This is a genomic window from Bradyrhizobium sp. SZCCHNGR1005 (genome assembly GCF_032489995.1).
In the GTDB taxonomy this organism is placed as follows: Bacteria; Pseudomonadota; Alphaproteobacteria; order Rhizobiales; family Xanthobacteraceae; genus Bradyrhizobium.
Window position 1 is genome coordinate 208,803 of sequence record NZ_JAUEZC010000009.1, and the last position, 22,363, is coordinate 231,165.

General features: G+C 65.0%; 19 protein-coding genes. 3 read left to right on the forward strand and 16 right to left on the reverse strand.

Annotated features, from left to right (window positions below):
* Window positions 1-120: 120 nt before the first annotated feature.
* The 14 genes from QXZ85_RS29470 to QXZ85_RS29535 form a co-directional block, all read right to left on the reverse strand.
* On the reverse strand, window positions 121-1,272 hold the full coding sequence (locus tag QXZ85_RS29470) for an RIP metalloprotease (RefSeq protein WP_316175324.1): 1,152 nt from the start codon (window positions 1,270-1,272) through the stop codon (window positions 121-123).
* A 38-nt stretch (window positions 1,273-1,310) separates the two neighbouring features.
* Complete coding sequence (gene dxr, locus QXZ85_RS29475; protein ID WP_315743350.1) at window positions 1,311-2,534, reverse strand: 1-deoxy-D-xylulose-5-phosphate reductoisomerase; 1,224 nt, start codon at window positions 2,532-2,534, stop codon at window positions 1,311-1,313.
* Between the two features lie 4 nt (window positions 2,535-2,538).
* Window positions 2,539-3,387, reverse strand: coding sequence for a phosphatidate cytidylyltransferase (locus tag QXZ85_RS29480; RefSeq protein ID WP_316175321.1), 849 nt, complete (start codon window positions 3,385-3,387; stop codon window positions 2,539-2,541).
* Window positions 3,384-4,139 carry an isoprenyl transferase gene (locus QXZ85_RS29485; protein ID WP_315703499.1) on the reverse strand — a complete coding sequence of 252 codons (756 nt, stop codon included), beginning with the start codon at window positions 4,137-4,139 and terminating at the stop codon, window positions 3,384-3,386. The genes QXZ85_RS29480 and QXZ85_RS29485 overlap by 4 nt, the downstream gene beginning before the upstream one ends.
* Before the next feature lie 12 nt (window positions 4,140-4,151).
* Window positions 4,152-4,715, reverse strand: coding sequence for a ribosome recycling factor (frr, locus tag QXZ85_RS29490; RefSeq protein ID WP_315703498.1), 564 nt, complete (start codon window positions 4,713-4,715; stop codon window positions 4,152-4,154).
* A 166-nt stretch (window positions 4,716-4,881) separates the two neighbouring features.
* The gene (gene pyrH / locus QXZ85_RS29495; RefSeq protein ID WP_316175319.1) at window positions 4,882-5,598 is read right to left on the reverse strand and encodes a UMP kinase; all 717 of its coding nucleotides are present in this window, start codon (window positions 5,596-5,598) and stop codon (window positions 4,882-4,884) included.
* 67 nt (window positions 5,599-5,665) lie between these two features.
* Window positions 5,666-6,589, reverse strand: coding sequence for a translation elongation factor Ts (gene tsf / locus QXZ85_RS29500; protein WP_316175317.1), 924 nt, complete (start codon window positions 6,587-6,589; stop codon window positions 5,666-5,668).
* 128 nt (window positions 6,590-6,717) lie between these two features.
* The gene (locus QXZ85_RS29505) at window positions 6,718-7,710 is read right to left on the reverse strand and encodes a 30S ribosomal protein S2 (RefSeq protein ID WP_316175315.1); all 993 of its coding nucleotides are present in this window, start codon (window positions 7,708-7,710) and stop codon (window positions 6,718-6,720) included.
* A gap of 157 nt (window positions 7,711-7,867) precedes the next feature.
* A complete protein-coding gene (locus tag QXZ85_RS29510) occupies window positions 7,868-8,389 on the reverse strand; it encodes a DUF2846 domain-containing protein (RefSeq protein ID WP_315806589.1) in 522 nt (173 codons plus the stop codon).
* Between the two features lie 147 nt (window positions 8,390-8,536).
* Window positions 8,537-9,499: an FHA domain-containing protein gene (locus tag QXZ85_RS29515; protein ID WP_316175313.1), complete on the reverse strand. Its 963-nt coding sequence runs from the start codon at window positions 9,497-9,499 to the stop codon at window positions 8,537-8,539.
* Window positions 9,496-10,749, reverse strand: a complete 1,254-nt coding sequence (locus tag QXZ85_RS29520) for a S1C family serine protease (protein ID WP_409977514.1) — start codon at window positions 10,747-10,749, stop codon at window positions 9,496-9,498. The genes QXZ85_RS29515 and QXZ85_RS29520 overlap by 4 nt, the downstream gene beginning before the upstream one ends.
* Before the next feature lie 242 nt (window positions 10,750-10,991).
* On the reverse strand, window positions 10,992-13,346 hold the full coding sequence (locus tag QXZ85_RS29525; protein ID WP_315768846.1) for a caspase domain-containing protein: 2,355 nt from the start codon (window positions 13,344-13,346) through the stop codon (window positions 10,992-10,994).
* 84 nt (window positions 13,347-13,430) lie between these two features.
* Complete coding sequence (gene dnaE, locus QXZ85_RS29530; RefSeq protein WP_315768843.1) at window positions 13,431-16,967, reverse strand: DNA polymerase III subunit alpha; 3,537 nt, start codon at window positions 16,965-16,967, stop codon at window positions 13,431-13,433.
* 489 nt (window positions 16,968-17,456) lie between these two features.
* Window positions 17,457-18,200, reverse strand: coding sequence for an outer membrane protein (locus QXZ85_RS29535; RefSeq protein WP_315762941.1), 744 nt, complete (start codon window positions 18,198-18,200; stop codon window positions 17,457-17,459).
* Between the two features lie 277 nt (window positions 18,201-18,477).
* On the opposite strand from QXZ85_RS29535, the gene QXZ85_RS29540 reads away from it, so the two are divergent.
* On the forward strand, window positions 18,478-18,813 hold the full coding sequence (locus tag QXZ85_RS29540; protein WP_315703488.1) for a DUF3551 domain-containing protein: 336 nt from the start codon (window positions 18,478-18,480) through the stop codon (window positions 18,811-18,813).
* Between the two features lie 44 nt (window positions 18,814-18,857).
* Window positions 18,858-19,112 carry a DUF3551 domain-containing protein gene (locus QXZ85_RS29545; RefSeq protein WP_315703487.1) on the forward strand — a complete coding sequence of 85 codons (255 nt, stop codon included), beginning with the start codon at window positions 18,858-18,860 and terminating at the stop codon, window positions 19,110-19,112.
* Between the two features lie 44 nt (window positions 19,113-19,156).
* Here the strand turns inward: QXZ85_RS29545 and QXZ85_RS29550 are convergent, their stop codons facing one another.
* Entirely contained in the window at window positions 19,157-19,930 is a 774-nt protein-coding gene (locus QXZ85_RS29550; protein ID WP_315703486.1) for an outer membrane protein, read from the reverse strand.
* A gap of 319 nt (window positions 19,931-20,249) precedes the next feature.
* Entirely contained in the window at window positions 20,250-21,026 is a 777-nt protein-coding gene (locus QXZ85_RS29555; RefSeq protein ID WP_315768841.1) for a helix-turn-helix transcriptional regulator, read from the reverse strand.
* Between the two features lie 182 nt (window positions 21,027-21,208).
* Between QXZ85_RS29555 and QXZ85_RS29560 the strand changes: the two genes are divergently transcribed.
* Complete coding sequence (locus tag QXZ85_RS29560) at window positions 21,209-22,288, forward strand: medium chain dehydrogenase/reductase family protein (protein WP_315768839.1); 1,080 nt, start codon at window positions 21,209-21,211, stop codon at window positions 22,286-22,288.
* Window positions 22,289-22,363 lie beyond the last annotated feature (75 nt).

Below are 22,363 nucleotides of genomic sequence, written 5' to 3' on the forward strand. Positions count from 1 at the left end.
CCCATTTTTGGTCGTTTCGCTTGTAGCCAATTTCACCTAGGCGGCAAACGCTCCATGTCTCCGTATTTTCATTTTCGTTTCAAAACGTTGCTCATCCGCCACGTCATAAAAAAGCCGCGGTCAGGACCCCGCGAGGTGCAGGATGTCGTTATACGTTGCAAACACCATCAGCATCAGTACAAGGCCCAACCCGATTCGGAAGCCCATCTCCTGAGCCCGCTCCGAGAGCGGCCGGCCCCGGGCGGCCTCGACCGCATAGAACAGAAGGTGGCCGCCATCGAGCAGCGGAACCGGGAACAGGTTCAAGAGCCCGATCGAGACCGACAGCGTTGCACATAATTGCACAACAAATTGGAAACCGAGGCTCGCCGCCTGGCCGGAGAGCTGGGCGATCCGAATCGGGCCGCCGACGTCCCCCGCGCTCCCCGCCCCGGCGAACAGGGAAGCGACGAACTTGAAGGTGGTGGCGATGATGAACCAGACCTGCTCGAAGCCGATCTTCACCGCCTCGCCGAGGCCGACCGGGGTCGAGCGCGCTTCGTCCGGCCGCGCGTTGTACTGAATGCCGAGCACACCGATCCGGTGCGCATTGCCGAACAGGTCCTTGACCTCCTTCAGCGCCGGCGCCGCCTTCAGCGTGACATCACTCCCGTCCCGCTTGAGGTGGAAGGTGAGCTCAGAGCCGGCATTGACCGACACGATTCGCTGCATGTCGGCGAAGCTGTCGATCTCGTGACCATCGATCGAGGTGACGATGTCGCCGACCTTGAAGCCGGCCGCCGCCGCCACGCTGTCGGCCTGCACCGCATCGACCCGCGGGGTCGAGCTCGGCTTGCCGAAATAAAGCGCCATGCCGGCGAAGATGACCACCGCCAGGATGAAGTTGGCGATCGGGCCGGCCGCAACGATCGCGGCGCGCGGACCGACCTTCTTATGGTGAAAGCTGCCGGCGCGCTCCTCAGGGGTCATTTTCGCCAGCGCCTCGGCCGAGGGCGTCGAGGCCTCGCTGTCGTCGCCGAAGAACTTGACGTAGCCGCCCAGCGGAATCGCGGAGATCTTCCAGCGGGTGTTGTGCCGATCGTTGAAACCGATCAACTCAGGGCCAAATCCGAGCGAAAACGTTAACACCTTCACGCCCGCCCAGCGGGCGACCAGGAAATGGCCGAGCTCGTGGAAAAAGACGACGATCGTCAGCACGAACAGGAAGGGGACGATATAGCCCAACAGGCCATGGCTTAACGTATTGAAGATATGTTGGAAAAATTCGGACATCCGTTTCCCTTCCGGTGGGCCGGCGCGCCCCGAACGCTCTAAGATGCCTTTAGGGCAATTTCAGGCAAGAGGGCTGCGGCCTTTTTTCGCGCAGTTTGGTCAATGGCGATGGCGTCATCGGCCGAGGTGAGAGGTGCTAAATTACCCGATCTAATCCAATTCTCCAGGGTTGCCTCGACCAGGCGCGCGATCGCGCCGAACCGGATCTGACCGGCAATGAAGGCTGCCACCGCGACCTCGTTGGCGGCATTGAATACCGTGGTCGCGCCATTCCCGGTCCGCAAGGACTCATATGCCAGACGCAGACCAGGGAAACGCGCGAAATCCGGCGCCTCGAACGTCAGCGTGCCGATCTTGGCGAGATCGAGCTTGGCCGCCGGCCCCTTGATCCGGTCCGGCCAGCCCAGGCAATGCGCGATCGGAGTGCGCATGTCGGGCGTGCCAAGCTGGGCGACCACCGAGCAATCCGAAAACTCGACCATGCCGTGGATGATCGATTGCGGGTGCACCAGCACATCGATCTCGTCCGGCGACAGCGCGAACAGATAGGACGCCTCGATCACCTCGAGACCCTTGTTCATCATCGAGGCCGAATCGATCGTGATCTTCTGGCCCATGCTCCAGTTAGGATGTTTCAGCGCCTGCGCCAGGGTCGCCTGCTCGATATCGGCGGCGGCCCAGGTGCGGAACGGTCCGCCGGAAGCGGTGATGATGACCCGCACCAGCTCCTCGCGGTTGCCCGATGACAGCGCTTGGAACAATGCGTTGTGCTCGGAATCGGCGGGCAGGATGCAGGCGCCGGCCTGGGCGGCGCGCTGCATGAACATGTCGCCCGCACAGACCAGGCATTCCTTGTTGGCAAGCGCGACGGTCGCGCCGCGGTCGACCGCGGCGAGCGCCGGCTTCAATCCGGCCGCGCCCGAAACCGCCGCCATCACCCAGTCGGCCGGACGTGCGCCGGCCTCGATGATGGCGCTCTCCCCTGCCCCCGATTCGATGCCCGTGCCGGACAGCGCCTCGCGCAATTCGGACAGCCGCGATGGATCGGCCACCGCGACAAAGCCGGCGTTAAATTCCTTGGCGAGCTTGGCGAGCCCCTGCACGTTGCTGTTGCCGGTCAACGCCTCGACCCGATAGCGCTCGGGAGACGCCCGCAGCAGATCCATCGTGCTGTCGCCGATCGACCCGGTCGCACCCAGCACGGTGATGCTGCGCACCGCCGCTGCGCTCGCCTTGTTATTCCGTAAAGGAACTGCGCTCATCGCTTCACCATATCAAAAGGCCGCGGCCGACGCCGTCGAGGCCGCCCCGCACCAAACCTAAGACTGCCGCGAACACGACCGCGGCGACGTAACCGTCGAGCCGATCCAACAGGCCGCCGTGGCCCGGGATGATGTGACTGGAGTCCTTGACCCCGAAACGCCGCTTCACGGCGGACTCGAACAGATCGCCAAGCTGCGAGACGATCGACAGCACAGCCGCAACGGCGAGGAACGGCACCAAGCGGCCGGCCCCGAAGGCCGACCATCCGGCAGCCACGAGCAGGCTGCCGACGAATCCGCCGATCGCGCCGGCCCAGGTCTTGTTCGGACTGATGTGCGGCGCAAGCTTCGGCCCGCCGATGCCGCGTCCGGCGACATAGCCGCCGATATCGCTCGCCCACACCACCAGCAGCACGAGCACCAGGGCAAACCAGCCATGCTCAGAGTCGAGGCGCACCAGCACAGAGGCCAATTGCGCCGCGGCCGTATAGACGAAGCCTGCGGCGGCCCAGCTGCGGTGACCGGCTGCGAGCGCGACGACCACGACAAGCCCAAGCCCAAGGACGATGACGGCGATATCGACCAGGCCGAACGCAAGACATACGCCGGCGACGGCCAGCAGCAGCGCCCCGGTCACGGTGACACTGACCGCGCGGACTTCGCCGACCACCATCAGCCATTCGACGTAAAGACCGATCGCCGCCACCGTCACGAGCACGGTCCAGAACACGCCGCCGGTATAGGCTGCCGCCAAGGCGAGCGGCGCCAGCACGAGAGCCGCGGCAACGCGCAACAGGAAATTATGCTGCGGCCCCTTGGCGTCGGCAGCGCTTGCGATGTCGGTTTTGCTCACGATGCGGTTTTCGTAACGAGGCCGCCGAAGCGACGTTCCCGCCGGCCGAATTCGGCGATCGCGCCCTCGAGCGCGGCCTTGTCGAAATCCGGCCAGTGAATGGGCACGAAAACCAGTTCGCTATAGGCGGCCTGCCACATCAGGAAGTTCGACAGGCGCTGCTCGCCGCTGGTGCGGATGATGAGATCGGGATCGGGAATATCGGGCGCGTCGAGATGGCGACCGATCGCATCGGCATCGATGGATGCCGGATCGCGCTTGCCCTCCGCGACTTCACGCGCCAGCTGCTGGACGGCCCGCGCGATTTCCTGGCGCGAGCCATAATTGAACGCGACCACCAGCGTCAGCTTGCTGTTGTTGCGGGTCAGCTCTTCGGCCTCGCTCAACAGCGCGCAGATGTCAGGCTCGAGGCCCGCGCGCTCGCCGATGACCCGCACCCTTACGCCGTCCCGATGCAGCGTCGCGAGATCGTTACGGATGAAGCGGCGCAACAAGCCGAACAGATCGCCGATCTCGCTCGCCGGACGCGACCAGTTTTCCGAGCTGAAGGAAAAGATCGTGAGATAGCGGATGCCGAGCTCCGGCGCGGCGCGCACCACGCGCCGCAGCGCATCGACGCCACGACGATGGCCTTCCGCGCGCGGCAGGCCGCGTGCAGACGCCCAGCGGCCATTGCCATCCATGATGATGGCGACATGAGCCGGACCATCGGATCGGTCCGGCTCGTCCGTCATCGGGGCCGCGTTCGACATCGCAAATTCCCTTCAGACGGTCAGGATTTCCTTTTCCTTCGCCGCCAGCATCTGGTCGATCTCGGCAATGACGCCGTCAGTCGCCTTCTGCACGTCGGCGGCGAAACGCTCTTGATCGTCCTCGGATATCTCGTGGTTCTTTTCGAGCTTCTTGACGGTGTCGAGTCCGTCGCGACGGACGTGGCGCACGGCCACGCGCGCAGCTTCCGCATATTTATGGGCGACCTTGACGAGCTCCTTGCGCCGCTCCTGGTTCAGTTCGGGAACGCGCAGGCGCAGCACCTGGCCCTCGGTCGCAGGCGTCAGCCCGAGATTGGAGTCGACGATCGCCTTCTCGACCGCCTTCACCATGGTCTTGTCCCAGACCTGGACCGACAACAGCCGCGGCTCCGGCACCGAGATGGTGGCGACCTGGTTCAAGGGCATGTGCGAGCCATAGGCGTCCACCTGGACCGGCTCGAGCATCGAGGCCGAGGCACGGCCGGTGCGCAGACCGCTGAGTTCGTGCTTGAGCGCCTGGGTCGCGCCCTGCATGCGGCGCTTCAATTCGTTGAGGTCGAACGCTCCGGTGGACATCACGCTTTCCTTTCTGCAACCCGTCGCTTCGCATCCGACTTGCGCGTCGTAAGCCTCAGTCGCGCTCAGTTCGGATCACGGAAGGACTATCAGCAAATCCCTGTTCGCTTACGGCTTTTCACGCTCGCTTCCGAGCGTTCAAACCGGTCCGCGGCCACCCGGCTGGTCAGCCGGCAACGATGGTGCCGCGGCCTGCGCCCTGCAACATCGCTCCGATCGATCCGGGTTCGGCGATCGAGAACACAATGATAGGCAGCGACGTCTCGCGGGCAAGCGCGAATGCGGTCGCGTCCATCACCTTGTAACCGCCTTCGATCGCCTGAGAATGGGTCAGGCGGTCAAATCGCTGCGCCGACGGATCCTTCTTCGGATCGGCGCTATAGACGCCATCGACATTGGTGGCCTTGAACACCGCCTGGGCGTCGATCTCGGCAGCCCGCAGCACCGCAGTGGTATCGGTCGTGAAGAACGGATTACCGGTGCCGCCACCGAGCAGCAAGATGCGGCCCTCGGCGAGGTGCCTGTGCGCTGCAGCGCGGGTAAACAGCTCGCAGATCTCCGGCATCACGAAGGCCGACAACGCCTTGGCCGGCGTGCCCTTGCGCTCGATCGCGGCCTCAAGAGCGAGGCAGTTCATGATCGTGGCCAGCATGCCCATGGTGTCGCCGGTCGGCCGCGAAACGCCGTGGGCGGAGACCTCGACACCGCGGACCATGTTGCCGCCGCCGACGACGACAGCAATCTCGACCCCGAGCTGTTGGGCTGCGATCAGGTCGCCGGCGATCCGGTCGACGGTCGGCTGGTCGATGCCGACGGAACGGGGGCCGGCGAGATATTCGCCGGACAACTTGACCACGACGCGACGATAGACCGGCTCAGCCATGTGCTATGCTTCCCTATCCCGCGCGAGCCGGCGTCGCGAAAACGATGCCGGCCCTTCGATTCGGCCGTTACTTCTTGCCGCTGGCGGCGGCGACTTCGGCTGCGAAGTCGCTCTCTTCCTTCTCGATGCCTTCGCCGAGCGCATAGCGCACGAAGCCGGCAATCTTGATCGGACCACCGACCTTACCCTCGGCTTCCTTCAGCGCCTGCGCCACCGACTTGCCGCTGTCGTGGATGAAGGCCTGCTCGAGCAGACAGACCTCCTTGTAGAAGGTCTTCAGGCCCGATTCGACGATCTTCTCGATCACGTTTTCCGGCTTGCCCTGCTGACGGTACTTGTCGGCAAGCACGTCCTTCTCGCGCTTGACGAGCTCGGGATCCAGGCCCGTGGGATCGATCGCCTGCGGGTTGGCGGCCGCGACATGCATCGCGAGCTGGCGGCCGAGATGCGCGAGTTCATCGGTCTTGCCGGACGATTCCAGCGCGACGATAACGCCCATCTTGCCGGCGCCTTCGATCACCGCACCATGAACGTAGCTCGACACCACGCCCTGATTGACCGTAAGCGCGGCGGCACGGCGCAGCGTCTGGTTCTCGCCGATGGTGGCGATCGAGTCCGCGATCGCGGCTTCCACCGTGATGCTGCCGACCTTGGCGGCCTTGATCTTCTCGATGTCGGCGCCGGCGTCGAGCGCGACTTGCGCGATCATCTTGACCAGGCCCTGGAAGTGCTCGTTGCGGGCGACGAAATCGGTCTCGGAATTGACCTCGACCAGCACGCCCTTGTTGCCCGCCGTCAGCGCGCCGATCAGGCCCTCGGCCGCGACGCGGCCGGCCTTCTTCGCCGCCTTCGAGAGGCCCTTCTTGCGCAGCCAATCCTGCGCAGCCTGCAGGTCGCCACCGGTCTCGGTGAGAGCGGCCTTGCAATCCATCATGCCTGCGCCGGTCGACTCGCGCAGGTCCTTGACCATCGCTGCGGTGATAGTAGCCATTATGAGCGTCCTTTTGCCTGTGCAGATCGCGGCGCGCCACCGGGTGCGCGCCGTCCGCCGTCAGGAAATGCGTAGATCGATCGTCATGGCCGGCGTATGACGCCGGCCACCATTTTAAGCCCGCGAGCTTAAGCGTCCGCGAGAGACTTCGCCTGGGCGACCCAGGCGTCGGCCCGGCTCGGCAGACCGACTTCTTCGCCGATCTGATGCGCGGTGTCGTGGTCGAGCTCGGCGAGCTGCCAGTAATGGAAGATGCCGAGATCGTTCAGCTTCTTCTCGATCGCGCCGGACACGCCGGTGAGCTTCTTGAGATCGTCGGCGGTGCCGCGCGGTCCAGGCAGGCCCTGGAACGTCGAGGCGGTCGGCGCGGTCGGCAGATCTTCCTGCATCGGGGTCGCGGAGGCACCGACATCGATGCCGAGCTCACCCTGTGCCCGCGAAATGCCGTCGATCGCGGCGCGCGCGACCAGGTCGCAATACAGCGAAATGGCGCGGCCGGCGTCGTCATTGCCCGGCACCACATAGGTGATGCCCTTCGGGTCGCAATTGGTATCAACGATCGCGGCGACCGGGATATTGAGGCGCTGGGCCTCCTGGATCGCGATGTCTTCCTTGTTGGTGTCGATCACGAAGATCAGGTCGGGCAGACCGCCCATGTCCTTGATGCCGCCGAGCGAACGGTCGAGCTTGTCGCGCTCGCGCTGCAGGGTCAGCCGCTCCTTCTTGGTGTAGGAATTGGCTTCGCCCGAGGACAGCACCTCGTCGAGATGACGCAGGCGCTTGATCGAGGCCGAGATCGTCTTCCAGTTGGTCAGCGTGCCGCCGAGCCAGCGCGAATTGACGAAATACTGCGCGGAGCGCTTGGCCGCGTCGGCGACATTGTCCTGCGCCTGGCGCTTGGTGCCGACGAACAGGATGCGGCCGCCCTTGGCGACGGTGTCGCTCACGGCCTGCAGCGCCGTATGCAGCAGCGGCACGGTCTGAGCGAGGTCGATGATATGGATGTTGTTGCGGGCCCCGAAAATGAAATCGGCCATTTTCGGATTCCAGCGGTGAGACTGGTGACCAAAGTGCACGCCAGCTTCAAGCAGCTGGCGCATGGTGAAATCGGGCAGCGCCATTGGTTCTATTCTCCGGTTGGTTCCTCCGGAAACGCGTGAGCAAATGCGAGCCTTGCGGCCCGGTTTGCCACCGGACGGCCTCTCAAGAGAGCCATGTTTCCGTGTGAGATGGCGCGCTATATAGCCGGATTTTCGCGTAACGCAAGGAAATTGGAGGCTATTCGGCCTGCAGAAGCTCCGCGAGGGCCGGTCTCGCCTGCTGTTCCTGGAGCGGAACGAAGTCGACCGGGCCCTTGTTGTCCGCTCCCGACGATGCCGCCGCCATCACCCCGACGCCGACGAGACCGAAAACCATCCCACCGCCCTGCATCGCCCTGGACCGCTCGCTCGGCCGGATCGAAAAGAAATAGGTCCGACCCGGCTCGGTATCGAAATCGAGGGTGGAATCGCCGGGAAACAGCGTCTGGGTGGCGACGAGATGGTGGTGGCCGGCGGGCCGGTCGACATAGGCATAGGTTCCGGGCAGCACCCGGCTCAGCAAAACCCCATCGACCTTGGCGTCGCAGCTCGTGGCATCGAGCCAGGATTCCTTCTGGCTGAGAATGACGACGCGGGATTGCCCGGCTTTGGGGGGCCCGACCTTCTGCGCCACGACGGCAAATTCCGTCCCCTCCTTGCCCGTGACACAACCAGATACCAGCAGGGCCAAACTCAGCCCCGCAACCGCACGCCATTCCATTGCCGCCCCCGTAGTTCCCCGGACACGGTATGACGGTGGCGGAACCTCTGCAACCTGTGGCGACATCGAAGTCTGAATTACGCTTGAAGGTGTGGCTTCAGAGTTCCAAGGCTGCGGCCGACGGGCCGCAGCTCAAAAGAGCGCGGCTTAATGGTCGCGGCTGGCCTTGCTCGCCTCGGAACGGTCGTCGTCCAGTTTGAGCTTCAGCTTCTCGATGTCGCCCATGAGCGCCCCCTCGTCCCGCAGCGGAACCAGCCGCAGCGACGGCGGCAGGATGACATGGGAAACGGTCTGCCGGCCCGAATTGGCAAAGGCCTCGGACCGCTGCAACGTCTGTACGGCGATCGCGGTCACGAGCAGCAGCCCCACGACGACGCCTTTTGCCATCAGGTGGGTGCGGCCGACCTCGCGCAGATGCAGGAAACAGACTGCCGCGATCATCAGCCAGGATGCGACATATTGGTAGGTGAATGCGCCCGGCCAGGTCAGGGCGAATGAGGACACCTGCGCGAACTCGCTGTAGAGCCAGAACGCCAGCAGCCCCGCCTCCGCGATCAGGACATGATGCAGAAACATCGAGCGGCCGGCAAACAGGCGCGACAGCAAGGACCACATGCCCACCCAGGCCGCGGCCGTGCCGAACAAAGCGAGTGACGGCAGCAGATAGTTCGACGCATGCGACTCGGAGGTCTCGCCGATCCAGATGAGCAGCGCGTCGATGCCGAGCAGCAGGACACCGAGGCCCAACGCAGCGCCGATTTGCAGCGACCTGCGCTCGGATCCTGCGAGCCGCTCAGGTTCGACGGCGTGGCTGATCTCGCGGATCCGCAGCAGACTCTGTCCGATCCGGATCGGCTGGATACCGTCCAGCGTCACGCGCGCGCACCGGCTCTTGCTCTTCTCCAGGTAAAGACCGTTGGCGCTGCCGAGATCCTCGGCGACAAGCCGTCCGGATTCGTCGCGGAAGATCCGGACGTGCTGTGCAGCGACATAGGGGTCATCGACGACGACGTCGTTGTCGTAACCGCGGCCGATGGTGATCTCGGGACGGTCGATGCGAAAGCGCCCGACGACGTCGCGATGCCTGGAGAGAATCTCGACCCAGATCATCGGACGACCTGCAACCCGTTGATGAAGCTCCGGCCGAGATGCATCGCATCTTCATAAGCGACCGCCTGCAGGCTGAGGCGCGAGACCAGCGCTTCGTCACCATGATCCTGCGTCACGGCCACGAGCACGACATCGTACAGGCCGGCGAATTCCCGATAGCCCTGGGCGCACCAAATGACCCGCAGCGGCGGATGAGCAGAGGCTGGCGCCAGACCGACGAAATCCTCCAGACATCGCTGCGGCGTGTACCATTTGCGGAACGAGCCGCCGGGCGTCAGCCGCGGCTGCGCCAGTTGCGTCAGCACGGTGGCGAACTGGAATTCGTTCAGGTCGATCGACTTGGCGTATGAATTGCTCATCTGGACCGTGCCGGTGTTCAGATCAGAGGCGATGAACACGCTGGCATCGGCGGTGCAGGTGGTCGAATTGATGTTGGTGCGCGGCTTCGGCGAGGCGCTGGCATTGGTCTGGCTCCAGCACTCGAACCAGGGCGCACGGGTTTCCGGGGCCTGATACGGCCCGAGCGAGGCCGCGCGAAACCCCTGCTGGGCAAACGACCGGTACAGCGCCGAGCGCCACGCCGCCAACTGCTCGGTGACGTCGTTGCGCAGGTCCGCGGGCGAGGGCCGCCGCTCGCGCGATCGCTCCAGCAAGGCGGCTGCAAACCGCGCCGGCACCAGGAAGCTGATGAGCTGGCCGCCGCGGCGGGTGGCGACGTTGATGCCGACCACCTGCCCCTGTGTATTGACCGACGGTCCGCCGCTCATGCCGGGATTGAGCGCACCGGTGAAATGGATGTGTTCGTTGTAGCTGTGCTCGACCAGGCCGTTATAGGTGCCCTCGACGATGGTGAACCCGAGGTCGAGCGGATTGCCCAGCGAATAGAGCCGCTCGCCCTTTTGCAGACTGCCGTCCAGCGCCGCCTTGTCGAAGCTGAAGAACGGCGCGTCGTGCTTGTCGACGCGAATGAGCGCGAGGTCGTTCGGCAGATCGACAGCAAGCAGACTGACCTCGCCGTGGGTTCCGTCCGCCGCGGTGTATTCGAGCCGGTAGGTCTTGGGCTCGAGCGCCACATCCGAGACGACATGATAGTTGGTGATGGCAAGCCCGTCCGCGGAGACCAGAAATCCGGAGCCGGTCGAGGTCTGCCGGCCGGCATCCGCAACCAGCGTGCGGATCTGCAACAGCCGCGGCGGTGCCGAGGCATAGACCCCCTCGGCGCCCGACGGCGTCTGGGCCGCCGCCGGCATGATGCTGCAAAGGCTGAGCGCGACGGCGCCAAGCCGCAGCAACGCGCGCAAAATGCTGGCAGTCAGTTTCAAAGAGGCCCCCGCAACGCACCCTCGCCCGAGGCGTTTCACGCCAGAGATCGAGGACGCATGACCCGGCGGCCCGCCAATAACGAAAACGCCGGGCAGTTGCAACCGCGGCCGCCGTCACCGAATCGGTGCGCGCCGATGGCCGCTCCACCGCTCGCGATCGCCGCGCGAGCTCAGCAATGCTGCACGTTCGGCGGGCACTTCTTCTGTTGCGGCGGCGGCCCAGGTCTCGCCGCCTGCGGAGGCGGCGCAGGCCGTGCCATCTGCTGCGGGGGCGGTGCAGGCCTCGCCATCGGCGGCGGCGGAGGCGCCGGCCTCGCCATTTGCGGCGGCGGTGCGGCCGGGCGCGGTGGCGGCGGTGCGGGCCTCGCCATCGGCGGGGGAGCCGCAGGCCGTGGCGGCGGCGGCGCAGAGGGCCGGACCATCGCCGCAGCCGGCGGCCGCGGAGCCTGCGGTGGCGGAGCGGCATGAACCGTCGGTGGCGGTGCCGGCCGGGCAGCCGGGGGCGGCGCGGAAAGACGTGCCGCAGGCGGCGACGGATGCGCAGGTGGCGGGGCTGCGCGTTCGATCCGAGGATGCGCCTCCGGCCTTGCCGGCGGTGCCGCGGCCGGCATGGTCTGGGGCTGGGCGCCGGACGGCGGCGGCTTGGTGGATGGCGCGGCGGTCGCACCCGGCGGGGTGCGGTTGACCTGCAGATTCGATGGCGTCGGCGGCTGTCCTGGCGACAGCGGCGAAGACGTCCGTGGATTCGGCGCGGTGGTGACAGCTGCCGGTGCCGGCGGCGCGCCATGACTGCCGGGCACCGGCAGTGCGTTGGGAAGCGGCAGGTTTGCCGCCGGTGCAGCTGGTGGCGACGGTGCCGCGCTTGGCGTCACATTGGCCGGAGCCGGCTGCGGCGTACCGGGAGTGCGCCCGATCGGACTGATCGCAGCGCTTGGCGGCACCGGGGCCTTGCCCTGCTGGATCAGCGTGGCCCGTTGCGCCACCGCGGGCGGCAAGGCCGGGGCGGCGGCAGGCACCGGATGCGGACCAGCGGCGACAGGTGCGCCCGGCGCGGGTGCCGGAGGCGGCGGCTGGTTGATCACCGTGTTGATGACGTTCGTATTGTGGATGTTGTTGAAGATGATGTTGTTCGCTGGCGGCGCCACATAAACCGGCGCCCGGACATAGACCGGTATCGGCACGAACATCGGCTGCGGCAACACGAACAGCCCGACCGGCTCGATTGGCGGCGACAGCACCACGAAATCCGGCGGCGGCGGCGGCAGCACGAACACCGGCGGCGGTGGCGGCGGCGCGAAGGCAAATTCAGGATCGGAGAACATCAGCACCGGACGGTCGACATAGATGACCTCGTCCGGCGGGGGCGGCGGCACGTCGTAATCCATCATCGCAAAGGACGGCGGCGGCTCCAGCGGCGCGGTCAGGATCGCCAGCCGCCGCCGCGCGTCCTCGGCGTGCGGGCCGTGCGGGTAGCGTCTGAGATAGGACCAATACGCATCCGGCGTGTCGGCACGGTAGGTGCGGCGCCACGTGATGGCCTCGCGCCTGATCGCGACCAGCGCCCTCACCCGCTTCGCCAGCGGATCGCTTGGAAACGCGGCCAGGAACTCCTCATAGCCCTGCAGCGAGTCGCGCTCCAGCGCGGCCGTATAGGCCTCCTGAACCGACAACTCGCGCAGCGGCCGCTCGCGCATGGCGACGACCTGCGCCGGCTGCGCCTGCGCTGCGGGTGCATCCGGCGCGCGATCGAAGAAGCTGAAGGTGGCCTGGATCTTCTGTGCGTCCCACGGCACCTGCGCGCCCTTGGTGGCCTCGTTGACGCGGAGCCGGACCCGATCGAACACGTCCGGCAGCGACAAGCCGCCGGTACGGATCATTTCGGCGAGCGATTGCGCATAGATCCCATAAGTGCCGCTCTCGCTCGGCGCGACCGTGCCGGGCGCCGCGCTGAAGGCGATCAGCATGTTGTTGTCCGGTTCGACCAGTGCGAGACCACCGGCGAGCTGTCCGCCCTGGACGAATGGCTGCTGGCGCGCGGCATCGAGCACGACAATGCTCGCCTTGAGCGGGATTGCCGCGAGCTGCCGCAGATAGTCGCCGATCCGCAAGCCCTCGGTCGGGATGTCGGTGTCGCGATTGATCGTGGAATCGACCGGGATGAAATAGTTCTCGCCCGCCATCTGCACGCCGTAGCCGGCGAGATAGATCATCGCGACCGTATTGTTGTCCGACGACTGCGCCTTCTGCATGAAGTCGCGAAAGCTCTTGCGCAGGCTGTCGCCGTCGAGGTCGCGGGCGCCGATCACGTCGAAACCGGCCGCCTGCAGGGTCTGCGCGATCAGCCCAGCATCGTTGGCCGTCGTGGCGAGCGGTCCCTTGGCATAGGCGCCGTTACCGATCACGAGCGCGATGCGCTTTTCCTGACCGGGCTGCTGCTGTGCGGCCGCCGGCGGCGCCAGCCGCAGCGCGAGGCCTATGAGAAGCAGGCAGATGAAAAGAAAACACGACCTCCCGGCCAATCGCATTGGAGCCTCCGGCACTCGCAGACAATCACCTGGATTCAGCGATCCATCAGCTGAACCGCAGTTGAACGGCGCAGTTCCTCGCCATCAGAGCGTCTGGACCTCGACGACACCGGTCACCGCTTTGATCGCGCCCGCAATTTGTGGCGAAACCTTGAAGCGGCCCGGCAGCTTCATCTCGACCTCGGTCTCGACGTCCAGCATCATGACCAGCGAGACCTCACCCTCGCCGGCCGCCGCACGCGGCACCAGCGGGGACGCCGTTCCCTTCGCAAGTGCACCATTGCCGGTACCATTGCCGTTGACGGGCTGGGCTTCCGGCCCCTGCAGCCGCTTGACGATCGAGTCGAGCGGCTTGGTGTCGCGCAGGAAGATCCGCAAGCCGCGCTGCGTCTTGGCGGCGGCGTCATCGAGCGGTTCGGCATGCAGCACCCGGGCGCGGACGTCCTCGCCCTGCAGCTCGGCCCCTAGCTGCAGCAGCACGGCGGCACCTGGCTCCAGCACGTCGCGATATTGCGCCAACCCTTCGGAGAACAGCACGGCCTCGAAATGTCCGGTGGGGTCGGACAGGCCGATGATTCCCATCTTGTTGCCGGTCTTGGTGCGGCGCTCCATACGCGACACCACGGTGGCGGCCACCTTGCCGGCGGTCGCGCCGGTCTTCACCGCGCGCGAGAACTCCGCCCAGCTCTGCACCCGCAGCCGCTTCAGCGCCGTCGCATAATCGTCGAGCGGATGGCCGGACAGAAAGAAGCCGATCGCATCATATTCGCGCCGCAGGCGCTCGGCCGGCAGCCAGTTCTCGATGTTCGGAAGCACGATGGTCGGCGCGTCCGCCGCATTGCCAAACATGTCGTTCTGGCCTGAGGTTTCGGCTTCATGCGCGCGCTGGCAGGCCGCGACGATCGCATCCGCGCCGGCGAACACCCGCGCCCGGTTCGTGTCGACCACATCGAAGGCGCCGGCCGCAGCGAGGCTTTCGATGATTCGCTTGTTGATGGCCCGCGGATTGACGCGGGCGGCAAAGTCCGCAAGCGACTTGAACGGCCCGCTCTTGTTACGGGCCTCCACGATGAGCTCGATCGCCTGCGGGCCGACGCCCTTGAGCGCTGCGAGCGCGTAATAGATCGTGTTGCCGCTGACCTCGAAGGTCGGCCCGGACTTGTTGATCGAGGGCGGCTCGACCTTGATGCCGAGGCGCTGAGCTTCGGAGCGGAATTCCGAGAGCTTGTCGGTATTGTTGAGATCGAGCGTCATCGACGCCGCGATGAACTCGACCGGATAATGCGCCTTCATATAGGCGGTGTGGTAGGACACCAGCGCATAGGCCGCGGCGTGCGACTTGTTGAAGCCGTAGTCGGCGAACTTGGCAAGCAGGTCGAAGATGGTGTCGGCCTGATCCTTCGGCACGCCGTTCTTGATCGCGCCGTCGACGAAGCGGACGCGCTGCTTGTCCATCTCGGCGCGGATCTTCTTGCCCATGGCGCGGCGCAACAGGTCGGCTTCGCCGAGCGAATAGCCGGACATCTGCTGCGCGACCTGCATCACCTGCTCCTGATAGATGATGACGCCGAACGTCTCTTTCAGGATCGGCTCCAGGATCGGATGCAGATATTCCGGCTCCTCCTCGCCATGCTTGCGGGCGCAATAGGTCGGGATGTTCGCCATCGGGCCCGGCCGGTACAGCGCGACCAGCGCGATGATGTCCTCGAAACGGTCCGGGCGCATATCGATCAGCGCCCGCCGCATGCCCTGACTTTCAACCTGGAACACGCCTACCACATCACCGCGCGCCAGCATCTGATAGCTCGTGGCATCGTCGATCGGCAGCGTCGGAAGATCGACATGAACGTCGCGCTGCTTCAGCAGCTTCACCGCGACGTCGAGCACGGTGAGCGTCTTGAGGCCCAAGAAGTCGAATTTGACGAGGCCGGCCGGCTCGACCCATTTCATGTTGAACTGGGTGACCGGCATGTCGGATTTCGGATCGCGATAGAGCGGTACGAGCTCGCTCAACGGACGGTCGCCGATCACGATGCCGGCCGCGTGGGTGGAGGCGTGGCGCGTCAGGCCTTCGAGCCGCATCGCGATGTCGAAGGCGCGCGCCACTACCGGATCCTCGTCGCGGAAGGCCTGCAGCTTCGGCTCGCCCTCGATCGCGGCCGCCAAGGTGACGGGCGCGGCCGGATTCTGCGGCACCAGCTTGGTCAGCTTGTCGACCTGGCCGTAGGGCATCTGCAGCACGCGGCCGACATCGCGCAGCACGCCGCGCGCCTGCAACGTACCGAAGGTGATGATCTGCGCCACCTGGTCGCGCCCGTAGCGCTGCTGCACGTAGGAGATCACTTCGCCGCGGCGGTCCTGGCAGAAGTCGATGTCGAAGTCCGGCATCGAGACGCGCTCGGGATTGAGGAAGCGCTCGAACAGCAGCGCGAACCGCATCGGGTCGAGATCGGTGATCGTGAGCACCCAGGCGACCAGCGAGCCTGCGCCGGAACCACGGCCTGGTCCAACCGGAATGCCGTGCGCCTTGGCCCATTTGATGAAGTCGGACACGATCAGGAAGTAGCCCGCATATTTCATGCGGGTGATGACGTCGAGCTCGAAGGCAAGCCGCTTCTGATAGTCCTCCTCCGTCATCCCCGGCGCGAGGCCGTGCACGCGCAGCCGCCGCTCCAACCCCTCTTCCGCCTGGCGCTTCAATTCGGCGGCCTCGGCGCTGGCCGCATCGGCGGCGTCGGTGCCGGCGCCGACCGTGAACAGCGGCAGGATCGGCTTGCGCGTTCTAGGCCGGAACGAGCAACGTTGGGCGATCTCGACGGTCGATGCCAACGCCTCCGGAATATCCGCGAACAGCACCGCCATTTCCGCGCGGGTCTTGAAGCGGTGGTCGGGCGTCAACTGCGCGCGCTCGGTATCGGCGATCAGATGCCCGCCCGCGATGCAGAGCAGTGCGTCATGGGCTTCATAATCGTCGCTCGCGGCGAAATACGGCTCGTTGGTCGCGACCAGGGGCAGGCCGTGCGCATAGGCGATATCGATCAGGCCGCTCTCGACGCGGCGCTCCTTGTCCATGCCGTGGCGTTGCAGTTCAATATAGAGGCGATCGCCGAATACGCTGGCCAGTCGCTCGCAGCGCTGCCCGGCGAGCGCGGCATGATCGTGCTGGATCGCGAGCGAGATCGGCCCATCGGGCCCGCCGGTCAGCGCGATCAGCCCATCGGCGCCCTCCGTCAGCCAGTCATACTTGATGTGCGGCGCCTGGTGGGTCGGCGTCTCCAGAAACGCGCGCGAGTTCAGGCGCATCAGGTGACGGTAGCCCTCCTCGCGCGCCGCCAGCAGAACGATTCGGGCAGGGGTTGCGATTGCTCCGGCGCTGCGGGCGTTGGGATCGACGTCGCCGAAATCGATCGCGAGCTCGCAGCCGATGATCGGCTGGATGCCATAGCCCGCCATCTTCTCGGAAAATTCCAACGCACCGAACATGTTGTCGGTGTCGGTCAGCGCCAGCGCCGGCTGCCGGTCCGCCTTGGCAAGCTCGCTGAGCTTGCCGATCTTGATCGAGCCTTTCAGCAGCGAATAGGCGGAATGGACGTGGAGATGGATGAATCCAGCGCTGGACATGCTCGCCTTTGATTTCAGAAGTCTGTCTTCCCGGAATCTTGGCTTCCGGGATCACGACGTAGGACGCGGCTGCCGGCAGGTTCGGTCGTCACCTCTCCTCAACCGACTCGGCCTCGGCGCGGGCATACTATCGGATGACTCCGGGCCGGAGTCTCGGCGCCGGCCGCTCCATCCCAATTTTCCCCAGCCGCCCGGGGCGCCTTCCAAAAATCAAAGCTGCGGAATGATTTGCGCCCAGAGCGCGACCATCCCGACGAACAATGTGATCGACGCCAGTGCGGCGGCTTCTTCAACGAAAACCTTCAGCATGGGAGCCTCCCTGACAGAGAACATAGGAAGAACAATGTTCCTTTTTTGTTCTAAGGTCAAGCTATGCGCGCCCGCAACCGGCCAGCTCTCCGGCTCGTGGTTAATCCGTGTCACGCGCAACGAAAAACCCCGGCGCTCGCGCGCCGGGGCCATTCCGATCCGCCGTTCGACTGCGGAGAATCAGTACCTCGAGAGCACCGGGCCGCCGAACTTGTAGTTGACGCGGGCGGTGAACAGGTCGACGTCCTGCTTGATGCTGTCGGTCTGCGTGAACGCAGCGCCGGTGAAGCCGACGTCCTCGCGGCCCATGAACAAGTGGTCGTACTCGAAGCCGAGCGACCAGTTCGGGGCAAACGCGTATTCGACGCCGGCGCCGATCGTGCCACCCCAACGAGTCTTGGTGGTCGAAGCCAGAACACCACCGGTGAAGCCGGAGAGGATCTCGTACTTGCTGTCGGTCACAGCAGCACCGCCCTTGGCGTAGAGCAGCACGTTGTTGAAGGCATAGCCGATCTGGCCGGTGAACAGGCCAAACGCGTCGATCTTGGAGCGGTTCGAATCGGGAGCGAACACGTTGCTGACATTGCTGCCGCTGATGTCGGCCCAGTTGCCCTGCGCTTCGATACCGAACACGACCGGACCGGTCTGCCAGCGGTAGCCGATCTGGCCACCGACGGTGCCGCCGGACGCGTCGTGGGAGCCCTCGGCTCCGCCAGCCGGAAGGCCACCGAAGCTGGTCAGATCCCAGCTGTTGTGGCTCCAGCCACCGCCGCCATTGATACCGATGTAGAAGCCGCTCCAGTCGTAGATCGCAGCAGCGACCGCCGGCGGCGCCTTGGTGTACGGACGCGCGGCGAGGTCCGCGGCCATCGCCGGCGAGCCGAGCGCCACAAGCGCCGTCGTAATCAACAGAAGTTTCTTCATCACTTAGTCCAGTTTTCGTCTCGAGGCCCCCAGGCCATCGCCACGTCTTAGCAAGGTCGGCCACAATTGCTGTAGCCGGAAGGCCACAGCCGGGGACGAAAGCCGGCTCGGCATTACCGGAAATTAACGTGATATCACAAGTAGTTGATGAAACTTTGCGCGGCGGTAAAGACACGCTGCGCGCCGATCGGATCTCTGCATCCGTTTTGTCCTTGCATCTTGTACGAACATCCAGTTCCAAGGCACCGAAGCGAGGTCCTGGAAGGAGATTCTCTCGATGCGTGACGTGCTTTTCGCAGCTTTGGCTGCCAGCGGCTTACTCATGGCGGCCAACGCGCCGGCCCAGGCCGTCGGCATCCGCCATCCGTTCTGTATTCAGGGCGACGAATTTCCGGGCTTGAGCAACTGCAGTTTCGATACCTACGACCAGTGCTTGGCCACCGCTTCCGGCCGCCGGCTGTACTGCATCGCCAATCCCTATTTCGCCGGCGTCAGCGACGATCCGCGCGCGACGCCCTACCCGTATCCGCAGAGGCAGCGGATTCGGCCGCGTCCACCCCGGCCGAATCCATACGCGCCGCTGCCAAATCCTTTCGTCTTCGAAGAGGACTGAGCGAATCAGGACGGATGGCCCCAGCCGGAGTTGGCGATCCAACGATGCGGAAGTTTGCGCCGACAGTACTGGTCTCGGCAGCGCTGCTCGCAAGCGGCGCAGCGCATGCGCAGACCTATGATCCGAACTTCCCGGTCTGCCTGCACACGTATGGCCCCAACGGCTATATCGATTGCCGTTATCAATCGATCGAGGCCTGCAAGTTCAATGCAGCCGGCCGCTCGGCCGGCTGCGAGATCAATCCCTATTTTACCGCGACCGAGCGCGCCCCGCGCCCTGGTCCTCGACGACCGCGCTGACATCGGCATCCCTGGCCCTGCGACCGGGAATGCTGTCGCTACGGCTATCGGAACATGCCGAAGCCGCCAGGCCCGAACTTGTAGTTCACGCGCACCAGCCCGATATCGGTATCCCCACTGATGCGGCGCTGCATCTGCACGATGTTGGCCGCGTTGGTGAAGTTCAGGTTCTTGGTGCCGAGGAAGATGTGGTCGTATTCGACGCCCACCGTCCAGTTCGGCGCAAAGCCATACTCGACGCCGGCGCCGACCGTCCCGCCCCAACGCGTGGTGTTGGCCTTGTCGAGCATCACGCCGGTCGCCGTGTTGAACGTATCGTATTTGTCGCCGACAACGGCCGCACCGCCCTTGAAATAGGCGAGCACGTTGTTGAAGGCGTAACCGACTTGGCCGGTGAACAGGCCGAAACCGTTGGTTCGGGAGCGGTCGCTGACGTTCGGAAGTATCAAGTTGCGGTTGGTGCCCTTGAAGTCGGCCCAGTCACCTTGCGCCTCGACGCCGAACACCCAGTTCCCCGTCTGATAGCGATAGCCGATCTGGCCACCGACGGCAGCACCGCCGCCGCCGCTGCACCCCTCGCGGTTCATTGCCGGATTGACGATGACGCCGGCATTCTGCACCAGATTCCAGCAATTGCGGCTCGAGCCGCCGCCGGCGTTGATACCGCCATAGAACCCGCTCCAGTCGTAGACCGCCTCCATGACGGCAGCAGGAGCCTTGGTGTAAGCGCGCCCCTTGACTGGAAGATCGGCAGCGACCGCGGAAGCCGACGCCGCTACGACGCCGGGCAACACGGTTGCGAGGAAGAGCTTCTTCATTGTCGAACTCCGTATATTCGATCCAAGGTCCCCAAACCTTAGGTTCTCAACTATCAGCGCTCCCGTAATGCCGGCCCAGGCAGGCTCACGCGATCAGCACTCAGCACAACAATTGATTTCCGTTTCCGGCTTTTCTGGGATTCGCAAAATCCCCTATATTTGCAGGGGTTACGCACGCTGTTACGCAAATGCCGCACTCATGTGTGAAGGACTCGAGGCGCGCGCCTCTTGCTGGTCACATTGAGCCAGGACGACGCTCCGCTTTGCTCCACGATGTCGACGCGATCGCGTCTCAATGATGCGACGCTGCGTGCCGCAATTACACCTGCGTGGTGTAGATGGTGAGCTTGAGTGCGGGATCGTCATTGGCCTGGAAGCTTGCATATTGCAGCTTCAGTCGCCCCTTGCTCGGGTGCTCCAGCAGTTTCTGCCCCGCCGCGGGACCGCGGATGTCGTGCGCGGCCCACCAGATCTTGAATTCGCGGCTGCCGCAGCTGAGCCGCTCGATGAGAGCGACGAATGCCGGATCGCCGACCCACAGATCATGCGTGGCGCGGAATTGCGCGACCATCCGCCTGGCTTGATCCTTCCATCCCGCGCCGAACAGCTTTCGCGCGCGCGACGAGCAGAGCATCAGGATCAAGGTGTTGCGCTCGTCCTCGCCGAGGCCAGAGAAACCGAAGATCTCGTCAGCCGCCGGATTCCACGCCAGCACGTCCCAACGGCGTCCGGTGATGTAGGCGGGCTGGTTGAGACCTTCGACCAGATTACGCAAATGCGCCGGCACCTCCTCGCGCACGAACGGCTTGCGGTCGCCGACGCGCGCCAAGGCCTTGAGATGCGCATGTTCGGCCTTCGAGAGCCGCAACGCTCGCGCCAAAGCGTCCACAGTCGATGCCGACGGGTTCACGGCGCGGCCCTGCTCGAGGCGGATGTACCAATCGACGCCGATGCCTGCGAGTTCGGCGACCTCCTCGCGGCGCAGACCCGCGGTACGGCGCCGCCGTCCGGCTGCAAGTCCGACCGCCTTCGGCGTCAGCTTTTCACGCCGCGAGCGCAGAAAATTGCCGAATTCGGCCCGACGCAGATCGCTCATCCCTGTTCTCACATCATTGCAGTAAGGCCAATGATATGATGCAGCGCCGCTGCCGATCACACCCACGGCTGCCCGCCAATCGGGCGAAGATGGTTCCTACAATCCTAGGATAATACCAGGCCTTCCTGTGCGCAGCGTATCCCGGCACGGTCGTTGGAGCTACCCCAGCATGGAGGACGCCGATGAAAGCTGCCGTTTTGAAATCCTTCGGATCACCGCTCGCGATCGAGACCGTTCCCGATCCCGTGCTTGGCACCGGCGAAGTCGTCGTCGACGTCGTCGCGGCGGGCGTGCTGTCCTACGCCAACGAAGTCTTCAGCCGCGAGCGTCGATATCAGCTCGAGTTGCCGATTATTCCAGGCCCCGGCTGTATCGGCCGCGTGGATGCGACCGGCCCCGACGCCACGCATCTGAAGGTCGGCGATTGGGTGTTCTGCGATCCGACCATCCGCTCGCGCGATGACGCCCTCGCGCCCGACATCACGTTGCAGGGCTGGAGTGCACGCGGGCCAGCTGCATTGAAGCTGCAGCGCCATTTCGGCCACGGCGCATTCGCGGAAAAAATGCTGGTACCAACCGAGAATGCCAAGCCCATCGGCGCGATCAGCGAGAGCGATGCCGCACGTTGGTGCGCACTCACCACATTGCTTGTACCCTATGGCGGCTTCCTCTCCGCCAAGCTGCAAGCGGGCGAAACTGTGCTGGTCAGCGGCGCCACCGGCCATTTCGGCAGCGCTGCGGTAGTGGTTGCGCTCGCAATGGGCGCGGCTTGCGTCGTCGCGCCTGGCCGCAACCTTGCCGTCCTCGCCGATCTGGAACGCCGTTTTGGCGATCGCGTCCGCACAGTCAAGCTCACGGGCAATGAGGATGAGGATCGCGAGCGGATGAAACGGGCGGCTCCTGGACCGATCGATTGCGTGATGGACATCATGCCGCCGTCGGTCTCAACCACCGTCGTGGGCGCCGCACTGATGACGGTGCGGCCCTATGGGCGCGTCGTCCTGATGGGTGGCGTGGGAATGCTCGGCGGCGCCGGGCTCGAGCTGCCCTACCCCTGGATCATGCGCAACTGCATCACCATCCACGGCGTCTGGATGTGCCCGCCGGATGCGACGGTGCGGCTGGTCGGGCTGATCCGTGCCGGCCTGTTGCGGCTCGATCAGTTCGAGACCACCAGCTTCGAGCTCGACCACGCCAATGACGCGGTGGCGCACGCTGCCGCGAACGCAGCTCCGTTCAAGATGACGGTTATCCGACCTTGAGCTAGGGCGTGGACTCATAAACTCTAGTCCAGAGGCGCGCTGAGGCGAGTGCGACCGCAGCGAGGAAGTTGCATG

Coding starts and splice junctions, on each gene's coding strand:
- dxr (WP_315743350.1), bottom strand. CDS start 2,534: ATGAGCGCAGTTCCTTTACGGAATAACAAGGCGAGCGCAGCGGCGGTG.
- QXZ85_RS29520 (WP_409977514.1), bottom strand. CDS start 10,749: ATGCCGGCGGCGGCCCAGACGCCGTCGGGCGCCGAGGGGGTCTATGCC.
- tsf (WP_316175317.1), bottom strand. CDS start 6,589: ATGGCTACTATCACCGCAGCGATGGTCAAGGACCTGCGCGAGTCGACC.
- frr (WP_315703498.1), bottom strand. CDS start 4,715: ATGTCCACCGGAGCGTTCGACCTCAACGAATTGAAGCGCCGCATGCAG.
- QXZ85_RS29555 (WP_315768841.1), bottom strand. CDS start 21,026: ATGAGCGATCTGCGTCGGGCCGAATTCGGCAATTTTCTGCGCTCGCGG.
- QXZ85_RS29545 (WP_315703487.1), top strand. CDS start 18,858: ATGCGGAAGTTTGCGCCGACAGTACTGGTCTCGGCAGCGCTGCTCGCA.
- QXZ85_RS29535 (WP_315762941.1), bottom strand. CDS start 18,200: ATGAAGAAACTTCTGTTGATTACGACGGCGCTTGTGGCGCTCGGCTCG.
- QXZ85_RS29470 (WP_316175324.1), bottom strand. CDS start 1,272: ATGTCCGAATTTTTCCAACATATCTTCAATACGTTAAGCCATGGCCTG.
- QXZ85_RS29525 (WP_315768846.1), bottom strand. CDS start 13,346: ATGCGATTGGCCGGGAGGTCGTGTTTTCTTTTCATCTGCCTGCTTCTC.
- pyrH (WP_316175319.1), bottom strand. CDS start 5,598: ATGGCTGAGCCGGTCTATCGTCGCGTCGTGGTCAAGTTGTCCGGCGAA.
- QXZ85_RS29550 (WP_315703486.1), bottom strand. CDS start 19,930: ATGAAGAAGCTCTTCCTCGCAACCGTGTTGCCCGGCGTCGTAGCGGCG.
- QXZ85_RS29515 (WP_316175313.1), bottom strand. CDS start 9,499: ATGATCTGGGTCGAGATTCTCTCCAGGCATCGCGACGTCGTCGGGCGC.
- QXZ85_RS29540 (WP_315703488.1), top strand. CDS start 18,478: ATGCGTGACGTGCTTTTCGCAGCTTTGGCTGCCAGCGGCTTACTCATG.
- QXZ85_RS29510 (WP_315806589.1), bottom strand. CDS start 8,389: ATGGAATGGCGTGCGGTTGCGGGGCTGAGTTTGGCCCTGCTGGTATCT.
- QXZ85_RS29485 (WP_315703499.1), bottom strand. CDS start 4,139: ATGTCGAACGCGGCCCCGATGACGGACGAGCCGGACCGATCCGATGGT.
- QXZ85_RS29505 (WP_316175315.1), bottom strand. CDS start 7,710: ATGGCGCTGCCCGATTTCACCATGCGCCAGCTGCTTGAAGCTGGCGTG.
- dnaE (WP_315768843.1), bottom strand. CDS start 16,967: ATGTCCAGCGCTGGATTCATCCATCTCCACGTCCATTCCGCCTATTCG.
- QXZ85_RS29560 (WP_315768839.1), top strand. CDS start 21,209: ATGAAAGCTGCCGTTTTGAAATCCTTCGGATCACCGCTCGCGATCGAG.